Source organism: Spirosoma radiotolerans, from assembly GCF_000974425.1.
Classification (GTDB): Bacteria; Bacteroidota; Bacteroidia; order Cytophagales; family Spirosomataceae; genus Spirosoma; species Spirosoma radiotolerans.
Window position 1 is genome coordinate 5155375 of the sequence record NZ_CP010429.1, and the last position, 25635, is coordinate 5181009.

Sequence of the window (25635 nt, forward strand, 5' to 3'; positions counted from 1 at the left end):
CCAGGCGGCAGGGATTTTTATGCCTGATTAATTCGTAAACCGAGTGAAATTAATCAGGAAAACTTCAACAAATTCTTATTGGATCAGACAACACGCGTTCATTACGCTTAATGGACGCTAAAGCAAGCGCTTATACATTGTGAAAAAAATAATCTATTTCCTTCTCGGAGTAGTCGTTCTGCTGGCTGTCGTGGCCGGGTTTCAAGCACGGCCCAAATCGCACGAACAAATGGTTGACCTACTCCGACAGTCGAATGTTCGTTTCCGGGACTACCGCAATGACTTTAGTCCCGAATCACAACTCGCTCATCTTGATTCGATCACCGGAAGTTTTACCTCGAGCGAAACTGAACTCTTCCTGAAAGCGAATATTCTCCTCAAATTAGGTGAGGAGGAAAAAGCAATTCCATTACTGGAAACCCTTATTAACCAGCTGGATACGACTAATCGGCGGGCGGCTCAAATCACTCTGAGTGACCTGGCGTTGGCCTACCTTAGGCTGGGCGAAAAGACCAATTGCCGGTCCAACCATTCGGCCGAATCGTGTATTCTGCCTATTCGCGGAAAAGGGATTCATACCCTTCAGACCGGCTCGAAAAAGGCTATCGAGCTCTATGAAACTTTGCTCAACCAAGACCCGGACGATTTTGAATCGCGCTGGCTACTCAACCTGGCGTACATGACCGTGGGAAACTATCCCAAGGGAGTACCCAAGCCCTGGGCCATTCCGACTATGGCCGATACCAGCGTGCAGGTCTATGCGTTTCAGGATATAGCACAATCCCTCAAGATCGGTATTAATAATATGGCCGGCGGGGTCATTATTGAGGATTTTGATCGGGATGGTTACCTGGATATAGCCTTGTCGGCCTGGGGGCTGGATGAACCGATGCATTATTATAAAAATAACGCAGATGGCACCTTCAGTGATCGCTCAGAACAGTCGGGGCTTAAACAACTAAGCGGTGGGCTGAACATGATGCAGACCGACTATAACAACGATGGGTATCCGGATATTTTTGTTCTCCGAGGGGCCTGGCAGGGCGAGTTTGGCGAACAGCCCAATTCACTGCTGAGAAATAACGGCGATGGTACCTTTACCGATGTGACAACCATCAGTGGCCTGTTGTCCTTTCATCCTACGCAAACGGCAACCTGGGCTGATTTTAATAACGATGGCTGGCTCGATGTGTTTATTGGCAATGAAACACCGAATTTATTTCGGAACAATGGCAAAAGCCACCCCTGCGAGCTTTATCTAAACAATCAGGATGGTACGTTTACGGAGATCGCTCAGCAGGCCAACTGTGCTATTGCTGGGTTTGTAAAAGGGGTTACGTCGGGCGATTTTAATAATGATGGCTGGAAAGATCTGTTTATTTCCACCATGGATGGCAACCGGTATCTCCTGAAAAACAAAGGGATACCTGCAGAAAAACCTTCTTTTGAGGATGTTACGGCAATGGCAGGACTCAATGACGAATCGTTCAGTAGTTTCACGACCTGGTTCTGGGATTACGACAACGACGGCTGGCAGGATATTCTTGTGTGTAATTATACATTCCAGAAATCGCTGGCGTACTATGAAGCGGCCGAAGCCCTGCATCAGCCGGTTGGCCGAAACGGGATGGTGAACCTGTATCGCAACAATCGGGATGGTAGCTTTACGAATGTTTCGGCCGAAGCGAATGTCAGCAAAACAGCTTTTTCGATGGGCGGCAATTTTGGTGATATTAATAATGATGGGTTTCTGGATATGTATCTGGGCACCGGTAACCCCAACTATCGGTCGCTTGTGCCAAATAAACTGTTCCTCAATCAGCAGGGAAAGACTTTTGCCGATGTGACCGCATCGTCCAGGATGGGGCACCTGCAAAAAGGGCACGGCGTATCCTTTGCCGACTTGGATAACGATGGAGATCAGGATGTATATGTCGAAATGGGAGGGGCTTACATCGGCGACCGGTACCCCAACTCGTTTTATCTGAACCCAGGCCAGAATACTAACAACTGGATTTGTCTTACGCTGGAGGGAACACATACCAACCGGATGGCGATTGGATCGCAGGTTAAGCTGACGTTTCGGGAAAATGGCATACAACGGAGTATATATCGGGAGGTAAACTCAGGAGGGAGCTTTGGAGCCTCGCCACTCCGCCGGGAAATTGGCATTGGGCAAGCTGCTCTAATCGACAAAATAGAAATCCGCTGGCAGGGGTCCAAAACGGTTCAGGTATTTCGTAACGTTCGTCCTAACCAGTTTCTGCATATTACGGAAGGGGTGCCAAAACCGGAACGCGTAGCGCTCAAACCACTTCGTTTTTCGGCCGATAAGACCCCTGTATGTCGACCAGCTACCGTATTTGCAGGGCTATCCACGAAGTGATAATGCGTTAATCGGGAAGCTAAACCCGTTTTAAATGGCCTTAAATTGACTACCCCTACCGGTAAAAATCGGTAGGGGTAGCTTTTATTCCTTCGTACGCTATTCGTATTACTTCTTCCAGGGGAGCTGATTTACTTTTCGACCAATGGCATAGCCCATGCGAAGCCCCTCTTCGCAATCCATCCGATAGTGAACCCCCAGTACGACCCGTGAGTAGGCGTTTTCCTGAGCCATTTCATAAAAGCTATTGAATTTTCGAGGGTTACCGTTAAACTCAGTGCGCCCTTCATGACACCGATCCGTCATGGCATAGGCTGCTCCGTAGATGTCGGTAAGTATTTCGGCGGCAACGGCCCCAAAGCACGAGTGTCCGGAGGGATAAGCCGGAAAAGGTGGTGTGACCCCAACCAGCACACTGATTGGGTTATTCAAGCGAGTGCGCCAAGTTGGATCGATCGTCCGCTGGATGTACGTAATGGGCCGTTCGACATTGTAAATATATTTGGAATTCCAGCAGGCTACGCCAACGTCGCAGAGACCCATACCCACCTTGGCAAACGTATAGACCGCTTTATCGAGCGGGGATTTTTCCTGACGAACCACCTCCTCCGCAATGGCGATCCAGCGCCCGGCCGGTTCAAAGGTCAGCTTATAGATATCATCGCTCCAGAACTCGCCAATCCATTTTTCTTCACTCGTCAAGGGAGTTGTGGCCGTATATATTTCCAGCCCCTGGGCAAACAGGGTCGACTTGATGTTGGTACTGTAGTTCAAGGGTTCTTTAGCCACTTTGTCGCTTTCACTGGCAACAAACGTTCTGACTTTTCCCCAGTAGGGCAACAGCGCCCGGCTGTAATCAGGCGCGGTAGGCTGCCATTTTCCGGGACCCGTTGGCGGAGTATAATCGGCAGGCTGGTTCCGAAGATAAGCGCCATCACCTGCCACATCTGTTTTTGAATAGGCCAGTACAGCTGTGGCTACATCCTGCCCAAACTTTTTCGACCGGCTCAATTCGTCAGTATTACTGGTCGATATCGTCAATTTGGTGTGCAGTGAGTCGATTTTAGCTTTGTCAACGTCCGAAATGTGTGGAAAGAAGCCTTTCATCATCACATAATAAGACTCATTTAAGGCAACTTCCCAGCGATAATGTTGCCCCGTTTCAGGTTTAGGAAGAGTAAGACCTGAAAATTTAGACGCAACCGATTGATAGGTTGACGATCCCGGCACTATGGTTTCATAGGAGGCCAGCCCAATGTATGCCAGAGCCCGGGCAGCCACGGGTGGGCGGTATCCGGGCGCATACCGATCTATAGTCAGGAAGAGGTCCATCCACTGCAAGGCTACCGAGGCATCAACTTTTGATGCGGTAGCGACTGGTATGACACTATCCTCTTGCTTTGGAGACTGGCAGGCCATTGCCACGATAAAGCAAATAGCCATCAAACTGTAGGAAACGGCCCTTCGGATACTATAGGACGCTTGTGTTAATGAATGTATAAATGTGTTCATTACTCTCTAAAATTTAGCATGAATAACAAATGCGTGCGCTGGTATACACAGGTGGACGTAGCTGAATAGGCTGTACGCTACCCCTGCGCTGCGTAGTGCCTGAATGGTGTTCATTCATAAACCGACAATCGTGCCCTGCAAAAGGAACATTAGCCATTAGGCTCAACTGGTAAAAAAGTACGGTTAGCCTGTAAGGAGCCAGGCTTTAAGAGGCCCACAGTTGATTATAGGTTACCAACTTCTGGACTATAGATTAGTGCTGAACCAGGCCTAGTCCGATTAGAATCGCAAGAGAGACGTATGCTACCAGTCTCTCAGGATAATCCATGCGCTCAGCCCTGATTTATAGGCTGAGAGCTGAAGAAGAGCCACTATTTCAGCGCACGACTAGTAGAAAAGTAGTAACTACAGTCGCACTGGCTCGAAAAGCTAAACGGGACAGCGTTGAGATAACAGCATATGGATAGGTGTATACGGCTGATTTCCAGCTACATAATACAGTTAACTCGACGATCGTGTATTTCGTCTGTCAATGCTGAAAATCCCGCTCAACACGGGTAGCCGGTTTTTTTTAGATTTCCGGAGGGGGCGAATAGACAGGTAAGGCGCGGGCAGACAATAGCAATGGCTCATTATGGATTCGAATCGCTACGCGCCAGTGAGGAGATAGAAAACAAAATATGGCCTGCGTAACAGGCGAATACTCTTTCAATAGAAATTTAAGAAATTGGTTCGGCTTTTGTGGCGATTGGCCGGCCTCACGAATGTGGTCATTCAAGAAAGCAAGTAAATCATTTTCCCAAAACGAATGATGGCTCATTTCCAGGCCTGCTATGTAGAGCAGATCGCCCTGAAGGGCCAAACTGACAACGGAATAATAATGCCCCTTATACGTAAAGCCATCGGAAGCTGTATGGGTAATGTCGGTAAGGTCAAGCTTGTTTTTTAGGGAAATCTGGAATTCTACCAGGCTGTCCACTGATCGATAGACTGAAAGGCGCTCGGACAGATCGTTTTCAGCCAGCCACCAACTGCTTATGGCCACGAGCATATAAGCGAGCGTGTACCATCCTAATAAGGCAACAAGACCAATGGAAATTGCTTTTTTCAAGAGAGCAAATGTGCTTTAGCGCTACAAAAACTTCTGAATTATAGACAAAATTCATGCCATTAAGCAACTTTTCAATTACAAAGGATAAACCGTCGCGTGTGAGGGGGCTACCTAGGCATCTTCATTAAGTCAACATAGTATACAATAGTATACTCCGACCCAGACTCTGCCGCCAAACACACCCCTTACTCAAACCGTTACCAAGGTCTGGAAATACCCTTCCTACGCCGAGCTAAAATCGAATTGTGGCGAAACAGGTATCCCTGCCCCTTATGACCGGCCAATCAACCATTAATATACTCTGGTTCAAACGGGACCTGCGCCTACGCGACCACGCCCCTCTCCAGGCAGCGATTGCCCTGAGACAGCCTTTACTCCTGCTGTACTGTTTCGAACCATCGCTCATCGCCAATCCCAACTATGATCTGCGCCACTGGCGATTCGTTCACGAATGCCTGACCGACATCCAGCAGCAACTGGCCACGATTCCATTGATCCACGATCGTCCGTTGCCAAACCAACCGTTGGTGCACGAATGGTTGCCGTTCGAATTTGAAGATCAGGTTGATGGCCCGCCCCCTGAAACGGGTCTACCTGCCGTTTGGGTGTTTCACCGGGAGGTAACAGACGTGTTGGCTGCCCTGCAAACTCAATTCACCATTGGCACTATCTTCTCTCATGAAGAGACGGGACTAGCCGTAACCTATAAGCGGGATAAAGCGGTGGCCCAGTTTTGCCGTCAGCAAGGGATTCATTGGCACGAATACCAAAACAATGGAGTGATTCGACGCCTGAAAAACCGGGATACCTGGGCCACCGACTGGCAACAGACCATGCTAGCCCCTCAGCAGCAGCCCGAGCTGACCCGCTGGCTGCCAGCTCCGGTGCCTTTGGCCTGGTATGAGGCTGAGCGGGGGCCAGAGCTGCCAATCGAATGGCAACGACCGAATCCCTCGTTTCAGCCTGGTGGGGAGTACAATGGATATCGCTACCTCGACAGCTTTCTAACCGAGCGAATCGCCCGCTACGCGGCTTCCATCTCCAAGCCACTGGAAAGCCGACGGGGGTGCAGTCGCCTGTCGCCCTACCTGGCCTGGGGGTGTCTGAGTATTCGGCAGGTCTACCAGGCCCAGCGACAGGCCGCCAAAAAGCCAATGCAGCCCGGCCTGGGTCGGCAGTTGGCGGCCTTTGCCTCCCGGCTGCGCTGGCATTGCCATTTCATCCAAAAGTTTGAGGGCGAAGATCGTATGGAGTTCGAGAATGTGAACCGGGCCTTCGATGCCCTCCCCAAAAACACCAACTCCGCCCACTACGCTGCCTGGCGAGATGGGCGCACGGGTTATCCGCTCATCGACGCATGTATGCGGTGTCTGGCGGCCACGGGCTATATCAACTTTCGGATGCGGGCCATGCTGACCTCCTTTCTCACCCACCATCTGTTTCAGCATTGGCAGGAAGGAGGCTGGCACCTGGCTCGGCTTTACACCGATTTCGAACCCGGCATCCACTACGCTCAGCTTCAGATGCAGTCGGGCATGACAGGCACTAATACGATCCGGATTTATAACCCCGTCAAGCAGTCGCAGGACCATGATCCGCAGGGGGTATTCATCCGGCAGTGGGTGCCCGAATTGGTCAACTGTCCCCTAGCCTACATTCATCATCCCTGGACAATGCCCCCGCTGGAGCAGGCTATGGAGCATTTTGAGGTCGGCGTTGACTACCCCGCTCCCATCATCGATGTGACGGCCATGGCCCGCCAGGCCCGTCTCCTACTCCATCAGCCCCGCCAGACCGAAATAGGCCAGGCCGAGCAGGCCCGTATCCTGACCAAACATAGCTTACCGGCTTCGGAACGGCAAAAAGAGATTCGTCGTAAGCCGACCAGGAAGAGGAAGGGGACAGCAACAGGGCCGAAACCGGCGGGACCCCTACTCTCTTAAAGGGCGGGTTCTTTAAGGGTTGAGTGGCACCGGGTAGGGACACCTTAAGCACCCGTTAACCTACGCCCTTAGGTGAGCGTACGTTCCCTGTTTATACTGAAATCCCGGACACGAGCACGTTAACTCATTAATGACTGATAGACAGACACATATTGTCTGGCGCTTTCTTCCCAGGTGAAGCGCGCGGCATTCTGGATAATGGCTTCGGTTCGCGGGGTACGCTCATACGTTTTCATTCCCTCTGCATACACGGCCTGTACTACCTCAGGCTCAAAGCTCGGAAAGTAAAAAGCCGCATCACCTCCAATCTCGGGCAACGATGTGGCCGTTGATAAAAAGACCGGTTTACCAAACTGCATAGCTTCAATGACAGGTAGCCCAAAGCCTTCTGCCAGCGAGGGATGCAGGAACGCTTTGCAATGACTTAGATACCAAGCTTTGTCGGCTTCAGAAACGGTTCCCAGCAGGTGCAGTCGCTTGTCGATGCCCTTGCTTTGGGCTAACTGCCGCATCTGGTTAACGTAAGCCGGATCGTCATGATGCCCCACCAGCATTAGTTCCAGGTCGGGATTTGACTCAAGTAAAGGCAGCAGGACATGAAAATTCTTTTTCTGGTTCTGGTAGCCAATGCCCAGCAAAAACTCACCGGCAGGTTTGTAAGAAAGGGGTTCCCTCCCTACCTGTTCATCCACTTTGTTGAGGCCGTTGTAGATGACGTGTATGGGTGAATTACCGACGTCACAATGGGTCAGCACATCGCTTTTCGTGAATTCAGAAATACAAACGATAGCATCACTCTGATCGATTAAGGACTGGGTTTGAGCCAGACTTTTTTGCTGAACATCCTTCGGTTTTCCTTCGTGCAGTACATTCAAATCATGAATAGTCAGCACGACCTTAATGTTTGGATAACGCTTCTTATCCGGTAAAATTCGCCCGGACTGAAACGGCGCATGCCACACCCGACAATCTTTCAGAAACGGCCGAAACAGCTTGTGCCATCGTTCTTCAACCAGGTGATGCGGTTCGGCATCGAGTTTTAGTTTTCGCCGAGGGGGCAAATACATTTGCATCAGTGGCTGATTTTCTGCCGCAAGCAACCGATTGATATGATTGCCAAGGTGCTGGCAATAATGGTACAACCCAGAATGTGAATACTTCATCAGGTTGCAATCCAATAGGATATGAGACATAGGGTAGAATTGCAGGTTTGCGTCGTGCTTACACTCAGATTTTGGCAGTTTATGCAACATTATTAGGTTCAAGCCGGTATTCAAGTATAGAGAATATTGTTCCGGCGGCTTTCCAACCCTTCTATCAGCGTTAAGACTCTTCATTCATAAATGAACTGTCATGCTTATAACTCCTACAGGCGTGCATTTATTTTTAGCCATGACGCTCGTTCCAAACTTTCTGATCAGCTATTCAACGTAGTAAAACGATTTCTTTATGCACCAAATCATTTTCGACTGCGAGCGAATGAAGTACATCAACACGGGGCTGTACTACTTCTGTCTCAATCTGGGAAGATCCCTTCAGCAGATCATGCGTCAGGAAAAGCTGTCGGTATACATGCCGAGCCACGTACCACCCATGTTTGGTCCCTCAGTCCCGGCCCTGCCGCAGCACTCCCTGCAGAAATTCTTTATGCCGTCCGTTAGCCAGTATCAGTTATGGCATTGTACGTTCCAAAGCTCCAACTATTTACCCCGCCGGAACAGGAAGATAAAAGTGCTGCTTACGATCCACGACCTTAATTTCCTGTACGAGGATAAGACCGACCGGAAGAAAGCCCGTTACCTTAGTCATTTACAGGAGAACATTAACCGCAGCGACGCCATTGTCTGCATTTCCGAATTCACGAAAAGCGATGTACTGACCCACTGCGACGTTGGCAACCGGGCCGTGCATGTAATTTATAATGGCACCAACGGCTTACCCAAGCCGGTGCTGGAAGAGAAGTCATACCACCCCGCCGTTCCTTTCCTGTTCAACATTGGCGCCATTACCCGCAAAAAAAATCAGCATCGAATTTTGCCTTTGCTACAAAGCAATCCTAGTATGGAACTGGTACTGGCCGGTCGGCACGAGGACAAAGCCTACGCGAATTTTATCCGAAAGCAGGCGTCTGCATTGAACGTAGACGACCGGACGCACCTGGTCAATGAAGTGACGGAAGGCGAAAAATCGTGGTACTATCACAACTGTCAGGCCCTGGTCATGCCGTCGCTGGCCGAAGGTTTTGGTTTACCCATCACCGAAGCCATGTCGGTTGGCAAACCCGTGTTTCTGTCGAAACACACGGCCATGACGGAGATCGGCAAAGACCTCGCCTTTTATTTTCAGGATTTTGACAACATGCACGATGATTTTCAGTCCGGGATGCTGCACTATCAAAAGGCTGGTAGCCACATCCGGGAAGCAATGAAAGCCCACAGCGCTACGTTTAACTGGGAAGACGCGGCTCGAAAATATCTGAACGTTTACCGATCTTTGCTCGGGTAACCTACCAGCACCCATCCAATCAAGGCCATTTGGTTCGAACGCGGATCGATGGAATTTATTCACGTTACGACCAGCGAATGAAGGTTTATGAACGGCTGATGGCGTATGCCAAGCCTTATGGAAAATTTATTATTCCATTCTTTTTCTTTACCATTATCAGTGTGTTTTTCAACGTCTTCCAGTTCGCGTTGATTATCCCACTGCTCAATTTTCTGTTTGACCCAATCAACACCGCCGATGCGGCCAAGTACGCGTCGATGCCCGAGTTTCATCTGACGGGAAATTACTTTAAGGATATTTTCTACCACCTCATTTACCAGTACAAAACCACAAACCCGGTTTATGCGCTTTATTTCCTGGCAGGCATGATCGTGGTGGCGGTGGTCATGACCAATTTTTTTCGGTTCCTGGCGCAGCAGTGCCTGCTGGGGGCCAGAACATTGCTGGTCAAACGATTGCGGGAAGCTTTGTTTACTAAAATCAATGACCTGCACCTGGGTTACTTTACTAAAGAGCATAAAGGTGATCTGCTTTCCCGGCTCAACGGCGATGTATATGCCATCGAGAGCGTAGCGGGCAGTTCGATCGAGGTTGTTTTTAAAGAGCCCTATATGCTGATCGGCTATTTCGTGGCGCTTTTCCTGATTTCAGCCAAACTGATGCTCTTTACACTGGTCATCATTCCGATTTCGGCCGTGGGCATTGCGGCCGTCACCAAGCGGCTCAAGAAAGAAGCCCAGGACGTACAGTCATCGATGGGCCGGATGCTTACGCTGATGGACGAAACGCTGATGGGCATGCGGATCATTCGCTCCTTCAATGCGACTCCGTTTGTACTGCATCGGTTCAGTCTGGAAAACGACTTTTACCGTAAAGCCAGTCTGGAAGGGTTCAAACGCCGGGAACTGGCTCCTGCCTTCTCCGAGGCATCAGGTGTTTTTGTGGTGGCCTGTATTCTGGTGTACGGTGGTAGTCTGGTGCTCAACAGCGATAGCAACCTACAGGCCAGTTCCTTCATTGCGTTCATTGCTATTTTCTCTCAGGTAATTCGGCCTGCCAAAGCTATTGTGGTGGCCATCACCAACATTCAGCAGGGACAGGCGGCAGGTGAGCGCATTATAGAACTGCTGGACAAACCGATCGAGATTAACGATAAACCGAATGCGATCCCTCTGGAACGGTTTCAGCGGGAGGTTGTCTTCGAGAACGTCAGCTTCCGATACGGCGATAAACCGGTCCTGAAAAACATTAGCTTCCGGATGGAGAAAGGACGAAAAATAGCGCTGGTTGGCCCCTCGGGCGTCGGCAAATCGACCATCGCCGATCTGATTCCCCGTTTCTACGAACCCACGCAGGGCAGTGTCACCATCGACGGCGTCGACGTGAGCGACTACACGATGGAATCGCTACGCAAGCAAATGAGTTTTGTGACACAGGAAATCATTCTCTTCAACGACACCATCTTCAATAACATCGCGCTGGGCCAGCCGGACGCTCGTCTGGAAGACGTTATCGCTGCGGCCAAAGTTGCCAACGCGCATGCCTTTATCATGGATACCGAAGACGGCTACAACACCAATATCGGAGATCGGGGTATACGCCTAAGTGGCGGGCAACGCCAGCGGTTGAGTATCGCCCGGGCGGTGTTCAAAAAGCCGTCCATTCTTATCCTGGATGAAGCCACCTCGGCCCTGGATGTCGAATCCGAAAAATCTGTGCAGGAAGCGCTGAACAACCTAATGGAGGGCCGGACAACGCTGGTCATTGCGCACCGCCTGAGCACCATCAAAGAAGCCGACGAGATTCTGATCATGGAAGGCGGAGAGATTGTGGAGCGCGGCAACCACTATGATCTGCTCAACCGCACGGGTAGCATCTACAAACGGCTAAACAGCATGCAGGTCGTGTTGCAGTAGGGCTACTGTTGCGTTGCCACATACGACACCGCTTCACCAAACTTCGCCAGCACGGTTTCCCAGGTGTAGTACTGACGGACGTAGGCACGACCGTTGCTGGCCATCTCGTACGAATCTTGCGTTAGCAGTTGATCGACGGCCGTTGCGAACTCCTCGTAGGTCCGGTACAGCAGTCCGGCATGGCTCCCCACGATGTGATCGCGGAGAACGGTGCATTCAGCCGTAGCAATAACGGGGATGCCTACGGCAAAACTTTCCAGCGTCACCATCGACAGGCTTTCGTGGGGCGACGGCATGATCAGCGCTTTGGCGTGCTGCAGCAGACTCGCTTTCACGGGCTCATCGACAAAGCCAACCGGCAACAGATCAAGGTGCTCGGGAATAGGCATGAACGCCTGCCCGACCAGCACCAGTTTCAAGGGCGATGGGTGCTCGGCTTTGTAACGCGTAAACAATTCGAACATGGTGTCGCATCCCTTCGCCGTGTCGATCCGGCCAATGTATAACAGATAATCGGCATCGGTACCTAGTATCTCACTTACAGATTGTTCCGCCAGCGCGGTGGCCGGTTCGATGCCTACGCCAACGATATCATTCTGAATGGACTCATTCCTGAACAGCTGGTGCACAAAACTCCGTTCGGCCGGGGTATTAAATAAAATCACACGGGGCTTCTGAAACAGCGGCCGGAACAAGGGCAGATAGATCGGCACTTCGTCGTGCGCCGTCGGGATAAAGATTGACTTGTGGGGCGCTACCTCCAAACCTGCAATGGTGGGGTAATACAGGTATGTCATGAAGATAAGCGCGTCGTATTGCTGATGATTCCGCTTCAGGTACGCGATCAAGCCGGGCATGTAAGGTCCCTGATATCTTGCCCACAGGCGGCTGTAACGCCTGATGTTCTTACCCACCAATGCCCGCGCCCACATCCTGAGCCGGTTCAGCCCCTGCCACTGCTCGGGCTGGGACCATTTTTTGAGTTTGTGTTCAGCGCGGGACGCTTGTTTGACCAGCCGTTCGTGCTTCGTGGCAAACCGGTGAACCCGTACCCCGTTGATGGTTACGGTTTCGGCCGGGTACCAGTTGGCCCAGGTAATGTATTCCAGGGCACAACTCGTCAGCACGTCAACGTCATAGGTAGTTGCTAGCCGCTCAGCTAGCAGTCGACAGTGATATTCGGCTCCTCCATTGACCTCAATGCCATACCGCTGCACGATAAACGCTATTTTCTTCATCTACAAAACGAACGGACAATACCGGGCTGTTAGTGCACTGCCAGCTCATTTTGCCGGAATCGCGCAACTTATCCGAGTGTCTGGTAAAACTCGTTTTGTCTCTTTTGCCGATCAATGTCTTTTCGATGCATAAGACAGAAATTGTCTGTATCGGCCGGCAAAAAATAGCCGTTCTGATGCCCTTCTAATTCTTCATGGACTTTATTTCTCCAGCGGATAACCTGATTCAATTTGAAGATGCGCTGCTGGTAATCCGGGTAGTTGATTCGCCCTCGCCCATCCACCTGCCATTGCCAGGCGTCGATCCACTCCTGCGTCAGTCCCTTCACCAGATTGATACGGGGCACGGCTACACAATCGGCCTTGGTTTGTTTACGCAGTACATCTTTCAAGGAACGAAGCAGCGTTTCGGTGGGTAGCTCATCGGCGTCGATCTGAAAAAGGTAATCGCCTGTTGCCATTGATAAGAGGTTGTTCTTAAACGTAGCAAAATCGCCGTCGAGTCGCGCGGATTGGTGCGTTACCTTGTCCTGGTAACGGGTCAAGACGTCCGAAACCCACTCATCGGACTGGGTGCTGTCCTGCAATACAACGATTTGGTCACCTGGTTCTTTGTGAAGCAGTAAAAAAAGAATCAGCCGTTCCAGCTCTACCGCTTCGTTACAGACGGTAATGCCATACGAAAGCCGGATACGACGGGAAAACAATCGGTTAAGCATACGTCAGGTCTTTATGAATCAGCCGCATTTCGTGCGTAGTCGGGTCGATAATCCGGATACGGTACCCACGCCAGGTAAATATCGGAAATAAACGATACCACAGCTGTTTCAGCAAAGGCTGGGGTTTGGTTATTCGGCGATGAATAACCTCCGGAAGAAACGCCACCTGTTCCAGTTGGGCAGCGTCGGCTTTACGGGCATCCAGCGAAACCAGGACGCCGTTGGTCCGCTCTGCTTTCAGCGGTTTGATTTTTCCCGTCAGGTCGATAGCCGTATAGGGCTGTTCGTCGCGAATGTACGACTCCGGATTGAGGTCCGTATAAATAGTTGACGCCCAGGGCTCCAGCTCCCGTAAGGCAGCCGTCGTAGCGTTGGTCAGGACCAGGCCAATGTCATATTTTATCGGGATGCCCGCACTGTTACGAAAGCCCCACTTACGAATGAAGTTCCGGTTCGATTGTCGCTCGATCTGTTGAGTACGGTGTACGTATTCGTCTGAGAACCGGGACGTTTTGCTGACGAAATGATAACAGAGCGCATTCAGGGCGCTAACCATTTCCAGTCCTTTCAAACTAAGTCGCAGCAGTAAATCATCATCTTCGCAGAACATAGGGTTGAACAGCGGGTCCAGCCCGCCTATTTCCAGCAGCAACGTTCGGGATGCGGCCAGGAAGAAAATCCCTTTGCTGGCCGGTATGGCCGTCTGGCCGGCCTGCTCATTTCGTTGCTGTTCGGCCCGTGCAAACTGAAAAAAGTTATCCCGCTGAAACGCATTGACGTCGGCACCAAAGTCCCGAACGATTTTGCCGGGACGAGGGTCATCAGCAAAAATAGGTGGTTCCACGGTCGTGTAAAAAAGCACCCGCTGGTCGGTTTGTAGGGCCGCCAGTTGCTCAACGAACCCCGGAGCCAGCACCATATCGTTATGAGCAAAGATCACATAGTCCGACGTAGCCAGTTGGATGCACTTGTTATAGGTGTCCGACAGGGTTCGCTCCCGATTTTCGTAGTGGTACTTAACCTGGTCGTCCTGCAGCGAGTTGAGCCATTGATGTGTGCCATCCGTGCTGTTAAAACTGACAAACACTATTTCAACGGTTGGATAAAGCAGTCGGGTCTGGTGGTAAAAAAACTGCGTATACACCAGGTTATTTTTCACCCCTATCAATACCGAAAATGTCATACTCCGATCACTGTTCGTTCGACACTACGCCGTTTAAGTGGCAAGCAAGCTAGAAAGTTATTGAAAAGTCGGCTAAATCCACTGGCTGATGAACGCTCATTGCCATCACAGCCGTTTCTCACCTGCTAAAGACCAAATTCTCATACAGTGGCTGACAAACCTACCATCAACGTGAATTAGGGCAAGAGAAGACAGTAAGCTGTTGATAATGAATCCATAACCAGTAGCGAACGGGTCGTTACCCACTTCTCTTGAAAGGGTTTCGTCAACAGCCACTTAGTAGGGCCAGGTCGTGCGAGTGGGCTGAAAAGAAGGAAGTCTCTATCTTTGTTTATTTTTCAGGTTGGAATTTATAAGGGTAATCAAGGCTTTATAAACTTTCTTTCTCGATAAACGCGGCTTTGTCAGCTATTATCTTTACCCAGCTAACTATTTGAAAATTTATTCCACATAGGTCCTATCGCACAATCCTATTTTGATGCTCTCTTTGCTTATCCATTATATTCAAGAACGTTCATCCAGCCCGCTCTCTGAGGCAGATCTTAGCTTGCTTCAGGAAGCGTTCATTCCCAAAAAATTAAGGAAAAGGCAATTTCTGTTACAAGAAGGCCAAGTCTGCAAATACATCGCCTTTATTGTGAAGGGGGCAACCCGTCAATACACTGTCGACGAAAAAGGAGACGAGCATGTACTTAATTTATGCATCGAAAACTGGTGGACGTCTGACCGCGAAAGTTTTCATAAAGAAATACCGTCTATTTACAACATTGATGCCTGGGAAGAAACCGAGTTGCTGTTACTACCAAAGACAAATGATTATTACGAACGGGTCAATACCATTCCGGCCTTCAACGAAATGCGGATAAAGCTTGATGATAATCAGTACATAGCTGCTCAGAAACGCCTGAATACGTCGATTAACTATTCCGCTGATTATCGCTACGAAGAATTGCTCAAACTTCACCCTGAGTTTTTTCAACGTTTTCCTCAGCACATTATAGCGTCTTACTTAGGTATAACCAAAGAAACACTTAGCCGCATCCGCCATCAATCGATAAGAAAATAGATTGGTTACCCATGGATCAACGCGTTGTGCGGTATGCCCCATGCGGGGTTAAATACAGCTAGCTTGCTGCATACCGTTACTAAGCATCCATAAAAACAAACAGATGCGCTACTTTTTCATTTTCTACAATAAAAAAATCCATGCCGGTCAAGACATTCGGCTGGGGGCCTGTCCGAATGTCCCAATATAGCCTGGCCCCATTTTGCGTACTTTCCATGGGTTTTGTTACTGTAAAATTGAAATTGGCATCACCCGCAAACAGCTTATCGATAAAGTCAGAAACGGCGGTGTTGCCGGTAAGGATAGAATCCTTGTCATACATGGTTATATCGTCTGCATAGATGGTTTGCATCATTGCATCACGGGTTGCACGGTCTTTTTCATTCCAGACTGCGGTATGAGTCTGTTGAAGTTTGTTTAGTAATTGGGCATCCATAAGCAAGCCTGCTAGTTAGTTCTTATTGACTGTAAAGTTTGCTGCCTAAACGTAGGCACTGCCGTTCATGCGAAACGTTGATGTCTATCAATAAAGGTACTTACCTCACCCAGTGGCTGTCCGGCAATTCCGGCGCGGATGGGTAAGTTGACGACAATACGGTGTGTACGAAGATCCCCTTTTTTCGTTGTCTTTATGCTGACTATCCATAGGTGAATACTGCTCGTCTACAAACTACTGATGGTGTTGTGTTGCTTCCGGCGGAGCCCGTTGCTTACTGGTTTACCTTGACGAGTTCAATTCCGGACAAAGCTCCGCCCATGTCCTGAAGATGACCGCCCTCCTTCAGTGTACCAATATCAATCGGTTCAAAACCCATGGCTTTGGTAATGTCGGCTACGTCTTTTTTCGCATCGGCATCATCACCACTCATAATAATGACCGTCGCTCCCAGGTTAGTTTGCGAGGGTTGGGCAAGCGTGGCGGCCCCAAGGGTATTGAACGCTTTTACTACCCGATGTGCTGGAAACAAGGCCGCTACAAATTCTCCCGTTGTTTTGCCTGCCGTATCAGCTAATTGAAAAGGACTAACTGAGCGAACATTGTTGGTCGCATCCACAATAACCTTTCCACTATAACCCTGCAGTTCGCTGGCCAATTCCGGCAATTGTGTCCAGGGAACGGCGACGAATAGAACGTCGGCCTGGGCAATGGTTTGCGAAAAGTCGGCGGCCGTCACCGATCCGCCGATGGAAGCGACCAAGTCTGTCAGCGACGCTGCCCCCCGGCTGTTAGTAATCAACACCGGGTATGTCGTTTTAGCTAAATGCGTAGCCAGTGCACGCCCAATGTGGCCTGAACCAATAATGCCAATGGTATAACTCATGCTCGTTTTTGTTTAAAATTAATAGGTCAGTTTTTGTGCTTCAGGGGCGGTAGCGATGTGTTTCATCAGGCCGCTTCTGTATCGTTTATACAAGTCAGCAATCTCAGCCTGGGTATCAGCAATAAAGGGTCCATAGGAAACAATGGCTTCGTGGGTTGGCTTTGCCGCATACAGCACAAAGCGCACTCCATTTTCGCCTGCCTGCATCGTCAGGCGACTGTCTTCTTCGGTGTCGAATAAATCCAGCCAGGCTACCTGATCGGCCTTTATGTCTTTGCCGGCAATCTGCATCGAACCGCTGATGACATACAGAAACGCGTTGAAACTGGCCGGAAACTGAACGCTGGTGTCAACACCTGCTTTCAGGTCAAACTCGGCGGCAATGAGCGGTGTGTAGTTCTGTACCGGGGAGTGAATCCCGGCCAGTGTGCCGCTGTACAGGCGCATGTACACACCATCTTTGTCTACTACCGGCACATGTTCGGCAGGCAAAATCTGAATACGGGGCGCCACCGAACGATCTTTTCGGGGAAGGTTAAGCCACATTTGAAACAACCGCCCTTTGGTAGGGCCATCTATTGTTTCGGTATGAACCGTGCCACTACCGGCCGTCATGATCTGAAAGTCGCCCTTTTTTATGGATTCCAGCTTCTCCTTTATTTCCCCATCAATCAGAAGAGACACTGTTTCGAAACCGGCATGAGGATGTGGTCCTCCAGCCGGTTCATTATCTTTTTTATCCAGGATATCGTCCATCAGGAAAATGAACGGATCGGTTTTAGCGAAGCCGCCTTTCAGAACTGAGCGTGCTACATGGCCAGCGCCCAGAAAGCCTTGTTCGTCATGCGGTGTATATAGACTGGAAACAGTCCTTTGTATCATCTCATTTGCTCGTTTTATTCAGGAGCAAACTTACGACTGCTCATCACGGTAAACAGATGAGGTATGTTAATAAAAACTATTGATCTAGATCAATGAAGACCCAAAAGCAAAGGGCAGTCTCCCCAATGAAATGCCCTACGTTATGGAGCACTCTCTCAGATCCCGCCAGCCTACCTGCCGTTGTGCTTAGGGGCGTAAAATTTTCTCCATCGCTTTTCCTTTCGCTAATTCATCCACCAGCTTATCCAGGTAGCGAATCTTCTGCATCAACCTGTCTTCAATTTTCTCCACGCGATGCCCACAAATGACACCCTTAATTTTTGACACATTCGGATTAAGTTGTGGTGCTTGGGCGAAAAACGATTCGAAGTCCGTTTTATGGTCAATATGTTGTTGCAAGGCTTGTTGATCATAACCCGTCAGCCAACAGATAATGGCATCGACCTCGGCTTTTGTGCGCCCTTTCTTCTCTGCTTTTTGGATATAATGCGGATAAACTCCGGCAACTGACATTCGGTAAATTCGGGTGGAATCCATGTTCGCTTTAATGAGTATGACTTCTGCTGACAGGGGATGTCTTTTAAAAGGAGTTTAATAGCGCACGTTACTTTCTGCCTTATCTTGCACCAGTTCATTAGTTAGTTACTGACTACTCGCCATGGCGAGCTCAGCTTTGTTTTCCATAAAGGAGAAATACAGCGGTACACCAGCAAAATATGAAGTAATTTACTATGAATAAAGAGCTTATAAATCTGTTCGGTACGACTGGTATTTTCCACTTTCATAAAAAGCTGATCGAACGGCATGGTGCTGGTACAACCCGGGCGCTGGGCTGGCAGAAAATAGAAGGGCAGTCGATGCGCTTTGACAAGTTAAGCCAAATAGGTGATCTAAGCGGACACTCTGTGATGGATGCCGGATGTGGGCACGCCGATCTTTTCCCCTTCTTAAAAAAAAGGTTTTCTTCAATCACCTATTATGGTTGTGAGCAAATACCCGAATTGCTCCAGGTAGCTACCCAGCGATACAAACGCGAGAACAATGTCGTACTAATACAAGGGGATTTTCTTGATCCAGCTATGCCCGTGACCGATTTTGTGTTGGCTAGCGGTTCACTTACTTATGGGCATAGTGATGACAATTTTGTTTACAACGCTATCGAGACCCTGTTTGCCAAGTGCCGTATCGCATTAGGGTTTAACTTGTTAAGTGGAGGAGTTGAGTCGAACGCACTACTGAGAGCTTACCAACCCGATGACATCCTCAACTTTTGTCGAACCCTATCAAAAACGGTGCAAATCCAGGTTGGCTACTGGCCAGATGATTTCACCGTTTTCGTGTACAAAGACTGAGGGAAGCCGCCTTACAGATACATGAAATTGGACACGTAATATGCGATTACTCTAGTTAACCGAGCCAGGGGCAAGCATGTTCGTGAGGTAATGAGCAATCGCACTAAATAACGTATGGCTCGGTGCTTTACGTAAGCTAAATCGAAAAATCCTTCCGCACCAAGCAGTCAGCGGCCTGACCAGTTACCATAGCTTGACATGTCTATACATAAAACCAGTCATATGGATAACCCATTGCATCAGGCAGAACCATTGACGGTGAATCCTGCTGGCTTAGCTCGGTCTTCAAAAAGTTTTGTCAACTTTGTCGAAAAGCCATAAACTACAAAATGGAATCGACGAATCTCTCAAGGCAAATTGAGTTTATAAAAGAAGTGGATAAACTCAAATATATCCTTCGTAAGACCAAACTGTTCAATAGTAACCGAAACGAGAATGATGCTGAGCACAGTTGGCATCTGGCTTTGATGGCCCTTATTTTAGTCGGACACGCAAATGTTCAGGTTGATCTGCTCAAGGTTATCAAGATGCTGCTAATTCATGATATTGTCGAAATTGACGCGGGTGACACCTTCATCTATGACCATCAAAAAAGCCACGACAACACCGAAGAAGAACGAAAGGCTGCCAAACGGATCTTTGGGTTATTGCCTGATGATCAAGCTGCTGAGCTGATCGCGATCTGGGAAGAATTTGAAGAGCATCAAACTGATGAAGCAAAGTTTGCCCGGGCCATGGACCGATTGGAACCCTTGCTGCAGAACACGTCGAATGAGGGAGGTACCTGGAAGGAGTTCGGGGTGAATTATGAAAAGGTATATGCCAAGAAACAAGTCATTCAACAGGGGTCTACAACCATTTGGCACTACGCAGAGCAGTTGATCGATGACAGCGTTGAAAAAGGAATCTTAAAAAAGTAAACTAGTCGGCCGAACACACAATTCGCTACACGCCCTTTTGGTCAGTAAACTTAGGGCACAGTTGACTGTTCAATCTCTTTTTGAAAGCATTTAAGGCAACAATATAGCCAGGCCAGGTAGGTCGCTACAAAGGACAAACCTCCAGTAGTCCCGAATAACTTATTTTTTACGGACAGGTTTTTGTGTACCGTAGCCTTTTTTATCGTGAAACCAGTGTGCTGCCTGCCCGGTGAGCCAGAGGTAATAATCTGAATCCAGACCGGCTTCGATACCAACGAACTTTCCTTCACCATTTAGGGGCAGGTCGCCTTCTTTGCGGGTTTTGAAAATGGCCGTACCCTCGTCGACTTCATCGAACATGGCCACATAGAGGCTCTGCGCACCGGCTGTTTTACTACCAGCTACCTGCTTCCATAGGAAATCTCCCTCCAGACGAGGAATCTGATTGTAGACACTGCGGCTGTTCTTGAGATTTCCCCAGCTAAATCCCGGAAAGACCAGCGGTACGTAATCTACCTTAGCCGTTTGACACCAGGCCAGGTCGCCGGTCAGGGTGCTGCTCGCTACCGTGGCGTATGTTTCGGAAGTATAGCGACCCACCGCCCAGGGCATAATGATATCGGCGCTTTTGATGAGCGGATGAAGCAAGTCAGACGCTTCGGTATCTTTGGTCATCGTTCGCCAGTAGTAGGGTACGCCGAGCAAAATCGATGTTTTTTTCGTGGGACCTTTGACCCGGTTCAGCAAGGTCTGAATATCGGCCGTTGTATACCGGCGGCCGTCGTTGAAGCCTACGCCCCAAATGGCTAGCAAGGGTTTGCCATTATGCCGTAGATAGGTCGGATTTTCTTTGTTGCTAAACAGTGAAAAAAGCTGCTGCACCTCCTCCCAATCCTTTATGAGCAAGTCCATATCGGCGGAGGTCGAGCCACTCAGATCATACATGATGCAGATGGCGCGGCTGTATTTACGGGAGGCTTTCAACGCATTTGCCAGCACTTTGTTAAAATGCCGTTTGCCTTTTTCTGATTTCACTTCCGCCAGAAATCGCTGCATAAAAACACCATCAATGCCATACTCTTTCATCCATTTGAAATGCAGATCGACACTACTTTCATCATAAGGGCTATAGAGCGATGCTGGGGTCCCGTCAGCAAATTGAAAAGCCGTTTTATAGGTGATTGGATACTCTTTCACATCAGGCCAGAAGTCAATTGACGCGTAACCTGGTTCAAACTTGCCCCGCTTCTGATAATGGTACCAACCCCGTTCAGATGCATCGCCCTCAGCGGCAAACCAACCCTGATAGCCTGCCATCACTAACCCGTTGTAGCTGGTATAAAGGCACCACTTTTCGTCGTACTTAACCTCGACAGGCTGACTTCTACCGATAGGGCTACTCAGTAACCAAATGGTGAAGGATAGAAATAGAGTTGTTCGCATATAGGTAACGTATCTGTTTTATCGATCGCTCGGTCTGGTTTGCAATTCGTCTAACGTCCAGGCTTTCTCATGTCCGGCGGTTTGTTTCCGTATGGCTTTGACCTCATCCGACCGCACAGATGGCCTGGGTGAGGGAACAAACTCGTAGCGGATATAGCTCAACACGGAGGCAATCCACTCGTCGTCGCTCGCACCCATAGCAGGCATTACGTCGGGATAGGTGTGCCCATCGATAGGTTCGGAAGGGCCATGCAGCAGAAGTTGAATAGAAACTTCTCTATGGCGGCTACGGCTTCAAAATTGTACCGTCGTTTTTACGAACTGTCCAGCGCGACTTGGTCCCGATCGGGTATTTAGCGGCCTCCTTTTCATTGATGTCAATTCCCAGCCCCGGTGACTCACTGACCTGATAATACCCATTCTTGATGATGGGGCAGCCGGGAAAGACCTCCTTCACCCGGTCATTAAACATCTGCGATTCCTGAATACCGAAGTTCCAGACAGCGATATCGATGCTATTATTGGCCGCATGACCCACGGGCGATGTATCGCCAGGACCATGCCAGGCCGTGCGAACATTAAACCACTCACCCAAACGAGCCACCTTCATAGCCGGTGTTATACCGCCAATCTGAGAAATATGAATCCGAATGAAATCGAACAAGTGATTAGCCATCGGCTCTTTGAACTCGTTGATGTTGTTAAACAGTTCACCCATGGCAATTGGTACTGTCGTTGTCTGGCGCAGCAGCTTGAACCAGCTCATATTTTCCGGTGAGAAGGGATCTTCGATAAAGAAAGGCCGGTAGTCCTCCAGACTTTTGATCATGTTGATGGCATCAATGGGTTCGGTCAATTCATGCATATCGTGCAGCAATTGTACCTCTTCGCCACACCGTTTACGGACTGTATCGAACATTTTGGGCACTCGTTTCAGATACGTCCGTTGATCCGAAAAGTCATCGGTTTCCCGGCCAAAGCCAGCTGTTTTGAAGTCGGGTTTGAGATCATTCATCGCACCGACCCCGCCATAACCACCTTGCTGAATCCGTACATGGCGGAATCCCATGTCCATAAATTGCTGCACTTTATCGGCAATGGCTTCGGGCGTTGGACCGCTGGCATGGGTATAGGTATCCACGGCAATTCGGGTTTTTCCACCCAGGAGCTGATAGACAGGCATGTTCGCCCGTTTGCCTTTGATGTCCCAAAGTGCCTGATCGAGTCCAGAAAGGGCATTATTCAGAACAGGTCCATTGCGCCAGTAAGAGCTTACGTAGGCCGACTGCCACATGTCTTCGATATTGTCGACATCTTTCCCGACGCAGAACTCGTTAAGATAGGTATTAACCGCGGGGATGACCAGTTGAGCTCGCTGGGTGAAGGTAGCGCAGCCTAACCCGTACAGGCCTGGTTCGGACGTTTCAACTTTCACAATGATGAGGTTGGATCCTCCGGGCGCGGTTGCAATAGCCCGTACACTTTTGATGGTTACGGGTGCCATGCCTTTGGCGTAGGTAGGCGTCGCGTATTGTTCAGCCCGGGCGTTAGGGCTTTCGAAAAGACCAAATAGGCCTGCCGTTGAGCCCAGTCCCAGCAGTTTGAGCGCGTTTCGGCGGTTCGTTTCAGATTGTACTTCTGGCTTTGCCATATGAATGTAGTCGGTTTAAGAGCTGAAAATCTGTGCGTTCAGGCATTATTTTGCCAGATCGTTTACATAGTATTGATAGGGGATTTGCCAGGTAATGGGCTTGCCCTGTTCTGCGTTTGGCATTACTATTTTAGAGAAAAAGCGATGTAGTTTCCACCAATTTTCTGCCCTCGGCCGCCACCAGCGGCAATAACGATGTATTGCCGCCCATTTACTTCGTAGCTGATGGGTGTCGCAAAACCACCCGCCGGAAGCTGGTACTCCCAGACGACCTTACCCGTTTTTTTGTCGAACGCCCGAATTTTTTCATCTTTCGTTCCAGCAATAAATACCAGTCCTCCAGCCGTAGCCAAGGGCCCGCCGTAGCTATCGGTTCCGGTAGTAGGAACGCCTTTTTTCGCCAGTTCCGGGTATTCGCCCAGCGGAACTCGCCAGAGGTAGTCACCGGTATTAAGATCAATGGCGTTCAATGTCCCCCAGGGCGGTTTGATACCTGGGTAGCCGTCTTTATCCGTAAAGCGTTGCCAGACTTTACTGACGTAAGTGGGAACATAAGGAAAGCCTCCTCTATTCTCTGAAGCGGGTGTACTGGTTGACGTTAGGGCAACCTTTGATGATCCCGTTTCGGTATTCAGCAGGAAACTAATGAGGGCGTCACGATCTTTTTCCGACAGATGCCCAAACGACGGCATTCGACCGCTGCCGGTTTTTAGAATGGCTTTTATTTCATCCGGCGACCGCTTTTTACCTATATCGATGAGGGAAGGTAATTCAGCACCACTTCCTCGTCGGTCCTGCCCATGACAGGCAGCACAGTTGGCGATATAGATGGCATTGCCCGCCGTAACGGGGGTGTTACGCTGAGCCAGGTCAGCCCGTTTGGTCATGACCAATTCCCAGGGTTCTTCGTTGACGTTCTGGAAAAGGATGCCTGACGGATCGATGGCATTGCCGCCCCACTCGGCCCCACCGCTGTACCCAAAAAGCAACGTGCCTTTTTCGGACGGAGGAGCAAACTTATTCTCTGTTTTGAGCTGGAGAAAACGCTCTTTCACGTAGGCATGTGCTTCCGGCGAACGATCGGTAATGTCCCTTTCCGTGTATACCTGCCGGGTTAGCGGTAATGGTTTGAGTGGATATTTCTGCGTCGGCCAGGGGGATTCGCCTGGCAGCCCATTGACTGGAACCTTGCGCTCCTCCACCGGAAACAAGGAGGTCCCTTTATCCCGGTCCAGTACATAAACAAGGCCGTCTTTTGTGGTCTGCACAAGGGCGTCCACTCGCTTTCCGTTGCGATTCAGTGTAATAAGATTCGGCGGGCAGGGATGGTCCCGATCCCAAAGGTCGTGGTGAATGGTCTGGTAATACCACCTGAGTTTACCCGTTTCAGCTTCCAGAGCCATGATGCAATTGGCAAACAGATTCTGTCCCCGGCGATCTCCTCCGTAGAAATCGGATGCAGGGGAACCCGTCCCGAAATACACGACGCCCCGCTTTTCATCGAGTGACATGCCACTCCAGTTGTTGACTGCCCCTATTTTCTGGTAGGCATCTTTCGGCCAGGTGTCGTATCCGAACTCACCCGGCTGTGGAATGGTATGAAACACCCAGGTCAGTTTACCCGTAACTACATCGAAGGCCCGTATGTGCCCGGGAGCCGCATCGCCCGACTCAGATACACTCGATCCGATGATAAATGTGTTGTGGTACACAATTCCCGGTGAGGTCGCATTTACCGACAGCTTACTAACATCATGATTCAGATTGGTTTGTAGGCCTTCGTGTAAATCCGCTTTGCCATTGGTGCCGAAACTGGAAATGGACTCCCCCGTCACGGCATTAACCGCATATAGGCTGGAGCCAACGGTATACAAGATCCGCTTATCCGACCCATTTTGCCAGTACACAACCCCACGATTGGAATTGCGTCGATCATCACGTGCGGGTTCAAATCGCCAGAGTTGCTCGCCAGTACCTGCCTTCAGGGCAAATAGGTTCAGGTCCGGCGTCGTACCGTACAGAATCCCATCCACTACAATGGGCTGGCATTGAATAGCTCGATCGCGCCGACGTCCGTTGGCATCGGGCTTTTCAGAGGCATCATACATCCAGGCAACCTGAAGGTTTGCTACGTTCCGGGTATTAATCTGGGTCAGTGGCGAGTAGCGATTCCCGGCTTTATTTCCCCCATAATTGGGCCAGTCCTTACCCGTCGATAAAGGGCCTTCGCCTGTCACCATACTGGCAGCAAGAGCGCCACCGGCTACCAGTCCAATGATGGCCCTCTTTCGGTCCAATCGAATCATAGAAATCAATATTAGTATCTGTCGAATAGCAGATTAGTCTGAATCGTACTTAAACGGCCTATTGCAAAAAAATGCTGCTTGCGTCTCAGGAAAATCAGCTCGCTACCAACTGTTTAATTCGCACTAAGCTGGCTGCGTATTGCTGGCCAGATTTACATTCTCCATAATGACACGTGAAGG

Annotated in this window: 21 protein-coding genes; 7 read left to right on the forward strand and 14 right to left on the reverse strand. The window is 49.7% G+C overall.

From position 1 onward, the window contains the following. Positions 1–139 precede the first annotated feature (139 nt). Positions 140–2386, forward strand: coding sequence for an FG-GAP-like repeat-containing protein (locus tag SD10_RS20880; protein ID WP_052731241.1), 2247 nt, complete (start codon positions 140–142; stop codon positions 2384–2386). 108 nt (positions 2387–2494) lie between these two features. On the opposite strand, the gene SD10_RS20885 is transcribed toward SD10_RS20880, so the two are convergent. Together SD10_RS20885 and SD10_RS20890 are read right to left on the reverse strand one after the other, a co-directional pair. Then, entirely contained in the window at positions 2495–3829 is a 1335-nt protein-coding gene (locus SD10_RS20885; RefSeq protein ID WP_046576466.1) for a vanadium-dependent haloperoxidase, read from the reverse strand. 640 nt (positions 3830–4469) lie between these two features. After that, positions 4470–5009 carry a hypothetical protein gene (locus tag SD10_RS20890; RefSeq protein ID WP_046576468.1) on the reverse strand — a complete coding sequence of 180 codons (540 nt, stop codon included), beginning with the start codon at positions 5007–5009 and terminating at the stop codon, positions 4470–4472. A 272-nt stretch (positions 5010–5281) separates the two neighbouring features. Between SD10_RS20890 and SD10_RS20895 the strand changes: the two genes are divergently transcribed. Beyond that, on the forward strand, positions 5282–6952 hold the full coding sequence (locus SD10_RS20895) for an FAD-binding domain-containing protein (RefSeq protein ID WP_046576470.1): 1671 nt from the start codon (positions 5282–5284) through the stop codon (positions 6950–6952). A gap of 119 nt (positions 6953–7071) precedes the next feature. Here the strand turns inward: SD10_RS20895 and SD10_RS20900 are convergent, their stop codons facing one another. Beyond that, the gene (locus SD10_RS20900; RefSeq protein ID WP_046576472.1) at positions 7072–8145 is read right to left on the reverse strand and encodes a glycosyltransferase family 4 protein; all 1074 of its coding nucleotides are present in this window, start codon (positions 8143–8145) and stop codon (positions 7072–7074) included. A gap of 256 nt (positions 8146–8401) precedes the next feature. On the opposite strand from SD10_RS20900, the gene SD10_RS20905 reads away from it, so the two are divergent. Next, positions 8402–9457, forward strand: coding sequence for a glycosyltransferase family 4 protein (locus tag SD10_RS20905; protein ID WP_052731243.1), 1056 nt, complete (start codon positions 8402–8404; stop codon positions 9455–9457). A 77-nt stretch (positions 9458–9534) separates the two neighbouring features. Continuing rightward, positions 9535–11373 (forward strand): ABC transporter ATP-binding protein, encoded by a 1839-nt coding sequence (locus SD10_RS20910; protein ID WP_046579900.1) that lies wholly within the window; start codon positions 9535–9537, stop codon positions 11371–11373. A 2-nt stretch (positions 11374–11375) separates the two neighbouring features. On the opposite strand, the gene SD10_RS20915 is transcribed toward SD10_RS20910, so the two are convergent. The 3 genes from SD10_RS20915 to SD10_RS20925 all read right to left on the reverse strand — a co-directional run bounded on the left by SD10_RS20915 (position 11376) and on the right by SD10_RS20925 (position 14489). Beyond that, the gene (locus SD10_RS20915) at positions 11376–12611 is read right to left on the reverse strand and encodes a glycosyltransferase family 4 protein (RefSeq protein WP_046576474.1); all 1236 of its coding nucleotides are present in this window, start codon (positions 12609–12611) and stop codon (positions 11376–11378) included. A gap of 68 nt (positions 12612–12679) precedes the next feature. Beyond that, positions 12680–13330, reverse strand: coding sequence for a glycosyltransferase (locus tag SD10_RS20920; protein ID WP_046576476.1), 651 nt, complete (start codon positions 13328–13330; stop codon positions 12680–12682). Further along, complete coding sequence (locus SD10_RS20925; protein WP_227699037.1) at positions 13323–14489, reverse strand: glycosyltransferase; 1167 nt, start codon at positions 14487–14489, stop codon at positions 13323–13325. Before SD10_RS20925 ends, SD10_RS20920 begins: the two co-directional genes overlap by 8 nt. A 502-nt stretch (positions 14490–14991) precedes the next feature. Between SD10_RS20925 and SD10_RS20930 the strand changes: the two genes are divergently transcribed. After that, positions 14992–15579: a Crp/Fnr family transcriptional regulator gene (locus SD10_RS20930; protein WP_046576480.1), complete on the forward strand. Its 588-nt coding sequence runs from the start codon at positions 14992–14994 to the stop codon at positions 15577–15579. Between the two features lie 79 nt (positions 15580–15658). On the opposite strand, the gene SD10_RS20935 is transcribed toward SD10_RS20930, so the two are convergent. The 4 genes from SD10_RS20935 to SD10_RS20950 form a co-directional block, all read right to left on the reverse strand. After that, complete coding sequence (locus SD10_RS20935; protein ID WP_046576481.1) at positions 15659–16015, reverse strand: nuclear transport factor 2 family protein; 357 nt, start codon at positions 16013–16015, stop codon at positions 15659–15661. Positions 16016–16289: 274 nt separating this feature from the next. Beyond that, positions 16290–16901, reverse strand: coding sequence for an NADPH-dependent F420 reductase (locus SD10_RS20940; RefSeq protein ID WP_046576483.1), 612 nt, complete (start codon positions 16899–16901; stop codon positions 16290–16292). A gap of 18 nt (positions 16902–16919) precedes the next feature. Continuing rightward, positions 16920–17783 (reverse strand): pirin family protein, encoded by an 864-nt coding sequence (locus SD10_RS20945; RefSeq protein WP_046576485.1) that lies wholly within the window; start codon positions 17781–17783, stop codon positions 16920–16922. Between the two features lie 186 nt (positions 17784–17969). Continuing rightward, positions 17970–18320: a DUF2200 domain-containing protein gene (locus tag SD10_RS20950; protein WP_046576486.1), complete on the reverse strand. Its 351-nt coding sequence runs from the start codon at positions 18318–18320 to the stop codon at positions 17970–17972. 194 nt (positions 18321–18514) lie between these two features. On the opposite strand from SD10_RS20950, the gene SD10_RS20955 reads away from it, so the two are divergent. Together SD10_RS20955 and SD10_RS20960 are read left to right on the forward strand one after the other, a co-directional pair. Continuing rightward, positions 18515–19135 (forward strand): class I SAM-dependent methyltransferase, encoded by a 621-nt coding sequence (locus SD10_RS20955; protein ID WP_046576487.1) that lies wholly within the window; start codon positions 18515–18517, stop codon positions 19133–19135. Positions 19136–19464: 329 nt separating this feature from the next. Continuing rightward, positions 19465–20055, forward strand: a complete 591-nt coding sequence (locus tag SD10_RS20960) for an HD domain-containing protein (RefSeq protein ID WP_046576488.1) — start codon at positions 19465–19467, stop codon at positions 20053–20055. A gap of 159 nt (positions 20056–20214) precedes the next feature. On the opposite strand, the gene SD10_RS20965 is transcribed toward SD10_RS20960, so the two are convergent. From SD10_RS20965 to SD10_RS20975, 4 genes are all read right to left on the reverse strand, one after another. Beyond that, positions 20215–21498 (reverse strand): glycoside hydrolase family 71/99-like protein, encoded by a 1284-nt coding sequence (locus SD10_RS20965; RefSeq protein WP_082111655.1) that lies wholly within the window; start codon positions 21496–21498, stop codon positions 20215–20217. Positions 21499–21516: 18 nt separating this feature from the next. Continuing rightward, a complete protein-coding gene (locus SD10_RS29515) occupies positions 21517–21705 on the reverse strand; it encodes a hypothetical protein (RefSeq protein ID WP_148562483.1) in 189 nt (62 codons plus the stop codon). A gap of 79 nt (positions 21706–21784) precedes the next feature. Then, positions 21785–23149: an enolase C-terminal domain-like protein gene (locus SD10_RS20970; RefSeq protein ID WP_046576490.1), complete on the reverse strand. Its 1365-nt coding sequence runs from the start codon at positions 23147–23149 to the stop codon at positions 21785–21787. Between the two features lie 125 nt (positions 23150–23274). Further along, positions 23275–25455 carry an outer membrane protein assembly factor BamB family protein gene (locus SD10_RS20975; RefSeq protein ID WP_046576491.1) on the reverse strand — a complete coding sequence of 727 codons (2181 nt, stop codon included), beginning with the start codon at positions 25453–25455 and terminating at the stop codon, positions 23275–23277. Positions 25456–25635: the final 180 nt, after the last annotated feature.

Excerpts from the sequence above, each read along its gene's own strand:
- SD10_RS20975 (WP_046576491.1), bottom strand. The coding sequence starts at position 25,455 with ATGATTCGATTGGACCGAAAGAGGGCCATCATTGGACTGGTAGCCGGT.
- SD10_RS20935 (WP_046576481.1), bottom strand. The coding sequence starts at position 16,015 with ATGGATGCCCAATTACTAAACAAACTTCAACAGACTCATACCGCAGTC.
- SD10_RS20885 (WP_046576466.1), bottom strand. The coding sequence starts at position 3,829 with ATGGCTATTTGCTTTATCGTGGCAATGGCCTGCCAGTCTCCAAAGCAA.
- SD10_RS20895 (WP_046576470.1), top strand. The coding sequence starts at position 5,282 with ATGACCGGCCAATCAACCATTAATATACTCTGGTTCAAACGGGACCTG.
- SD10_RS29515 (WP_148562483.1), bottom strand. The coding sequence starts at position 21,705 with ATGCCTGCTATGGGTGCGAGCGACGACGAGTGGATTGCCTCCGTGTTG.
- SD10_RS20970 (WP_046576490.1), bottom strand. The coding sequence starts at position 23,149 with ATGGCAAAGCCAGAAGTACAATCTGAAACGAACCGCCGAAACGCGCTC.
- SD10_RS20965 (WP_082111655.1), bottom strand. The coding sequence starts at position 21,498 with ATGCGAACAACTCTATTTCTATCCTTCACCATTTGGTTACTGAGTAGC.
- SD10_RS20905 (WP_052731243.1), top strand. The coding sequence starts at position 8,402 with ATGCACCAAATCATTTTCGACTGCGAGCGAATGAAGTACATCAACACG.
- SD10_RS20960 (WP_046576488.1), top strand. The coding sequence starts at position 19,465 with ATGGAATCGACGAATCTCTCAAGGCAAATTGAGTTTATAAAAGAAGTG.
- SD10_RS20920 (WP_046576476.1), bottom strand. The coding sequence starts at position 13,330 with ATGCTTAACCGATTGTTTTCCCGTCGTATCCGGCTTTCGTATGGCATT.
- SD10_RS20945 (WP_046576485.1), bottom strand. The coding sequence starts at position 17,783 with ATGATACAAAGGACTGTTTCCAGTCTATATACACCGCATGACGAACAA.
- SD10_RS20915 (WP_046576474.1), bottom strand. The coding sequence starts at position 12,611 with ATGAAGAAAATAGCGTTTATCGTGCAGCGGTATGGCATTGAGGTCAAT.
- SD10_RS20940 (WP_046576483.1), bottom strand. The coding sequence starts at position 16,901 with ATGAGTTATACCATTGGCATTATTGGTTCAGGCCACATTGGGCGTGCA.
- SD10_RS20930 (WP_046576480.1), top strand. The coding sequence starts at position 14,992 with ATGCTCTCTTTGCTTATCCATTATATTCAAGAACGTTCATCCAGCCCG.
- SD10_RS20955 (WP_046576487.1), top strand. The coding sequence starts at position 18,515 with ATGAATAAAGAGCTTATAAATCTGTTCGGTACGACTGGTATTTTCCAC.
- SD10_RS20910 (WP_046579900.1), top strand. The coding sequence starts at position 9,535 with ATGAAGGTTTATGAACGGCTGATGGCGTATGCCAAGCCTTATGGAAAA.
- SD10_RS20900 (WP_046576472.1), bottom strand. The coding sequence starts at position 8,145 with ATGTCTCATATCCTATTGGATTGCAACCTGATGAAGTATTCACATTCT.
- SD10_RS20950 (WP_046576486.1), bottom strand. The coding sequence starts at position 18,320 with ATGGATTCCACCCGAATTTACCGAATGTCAGTTGCCGGAGTTTATCCG.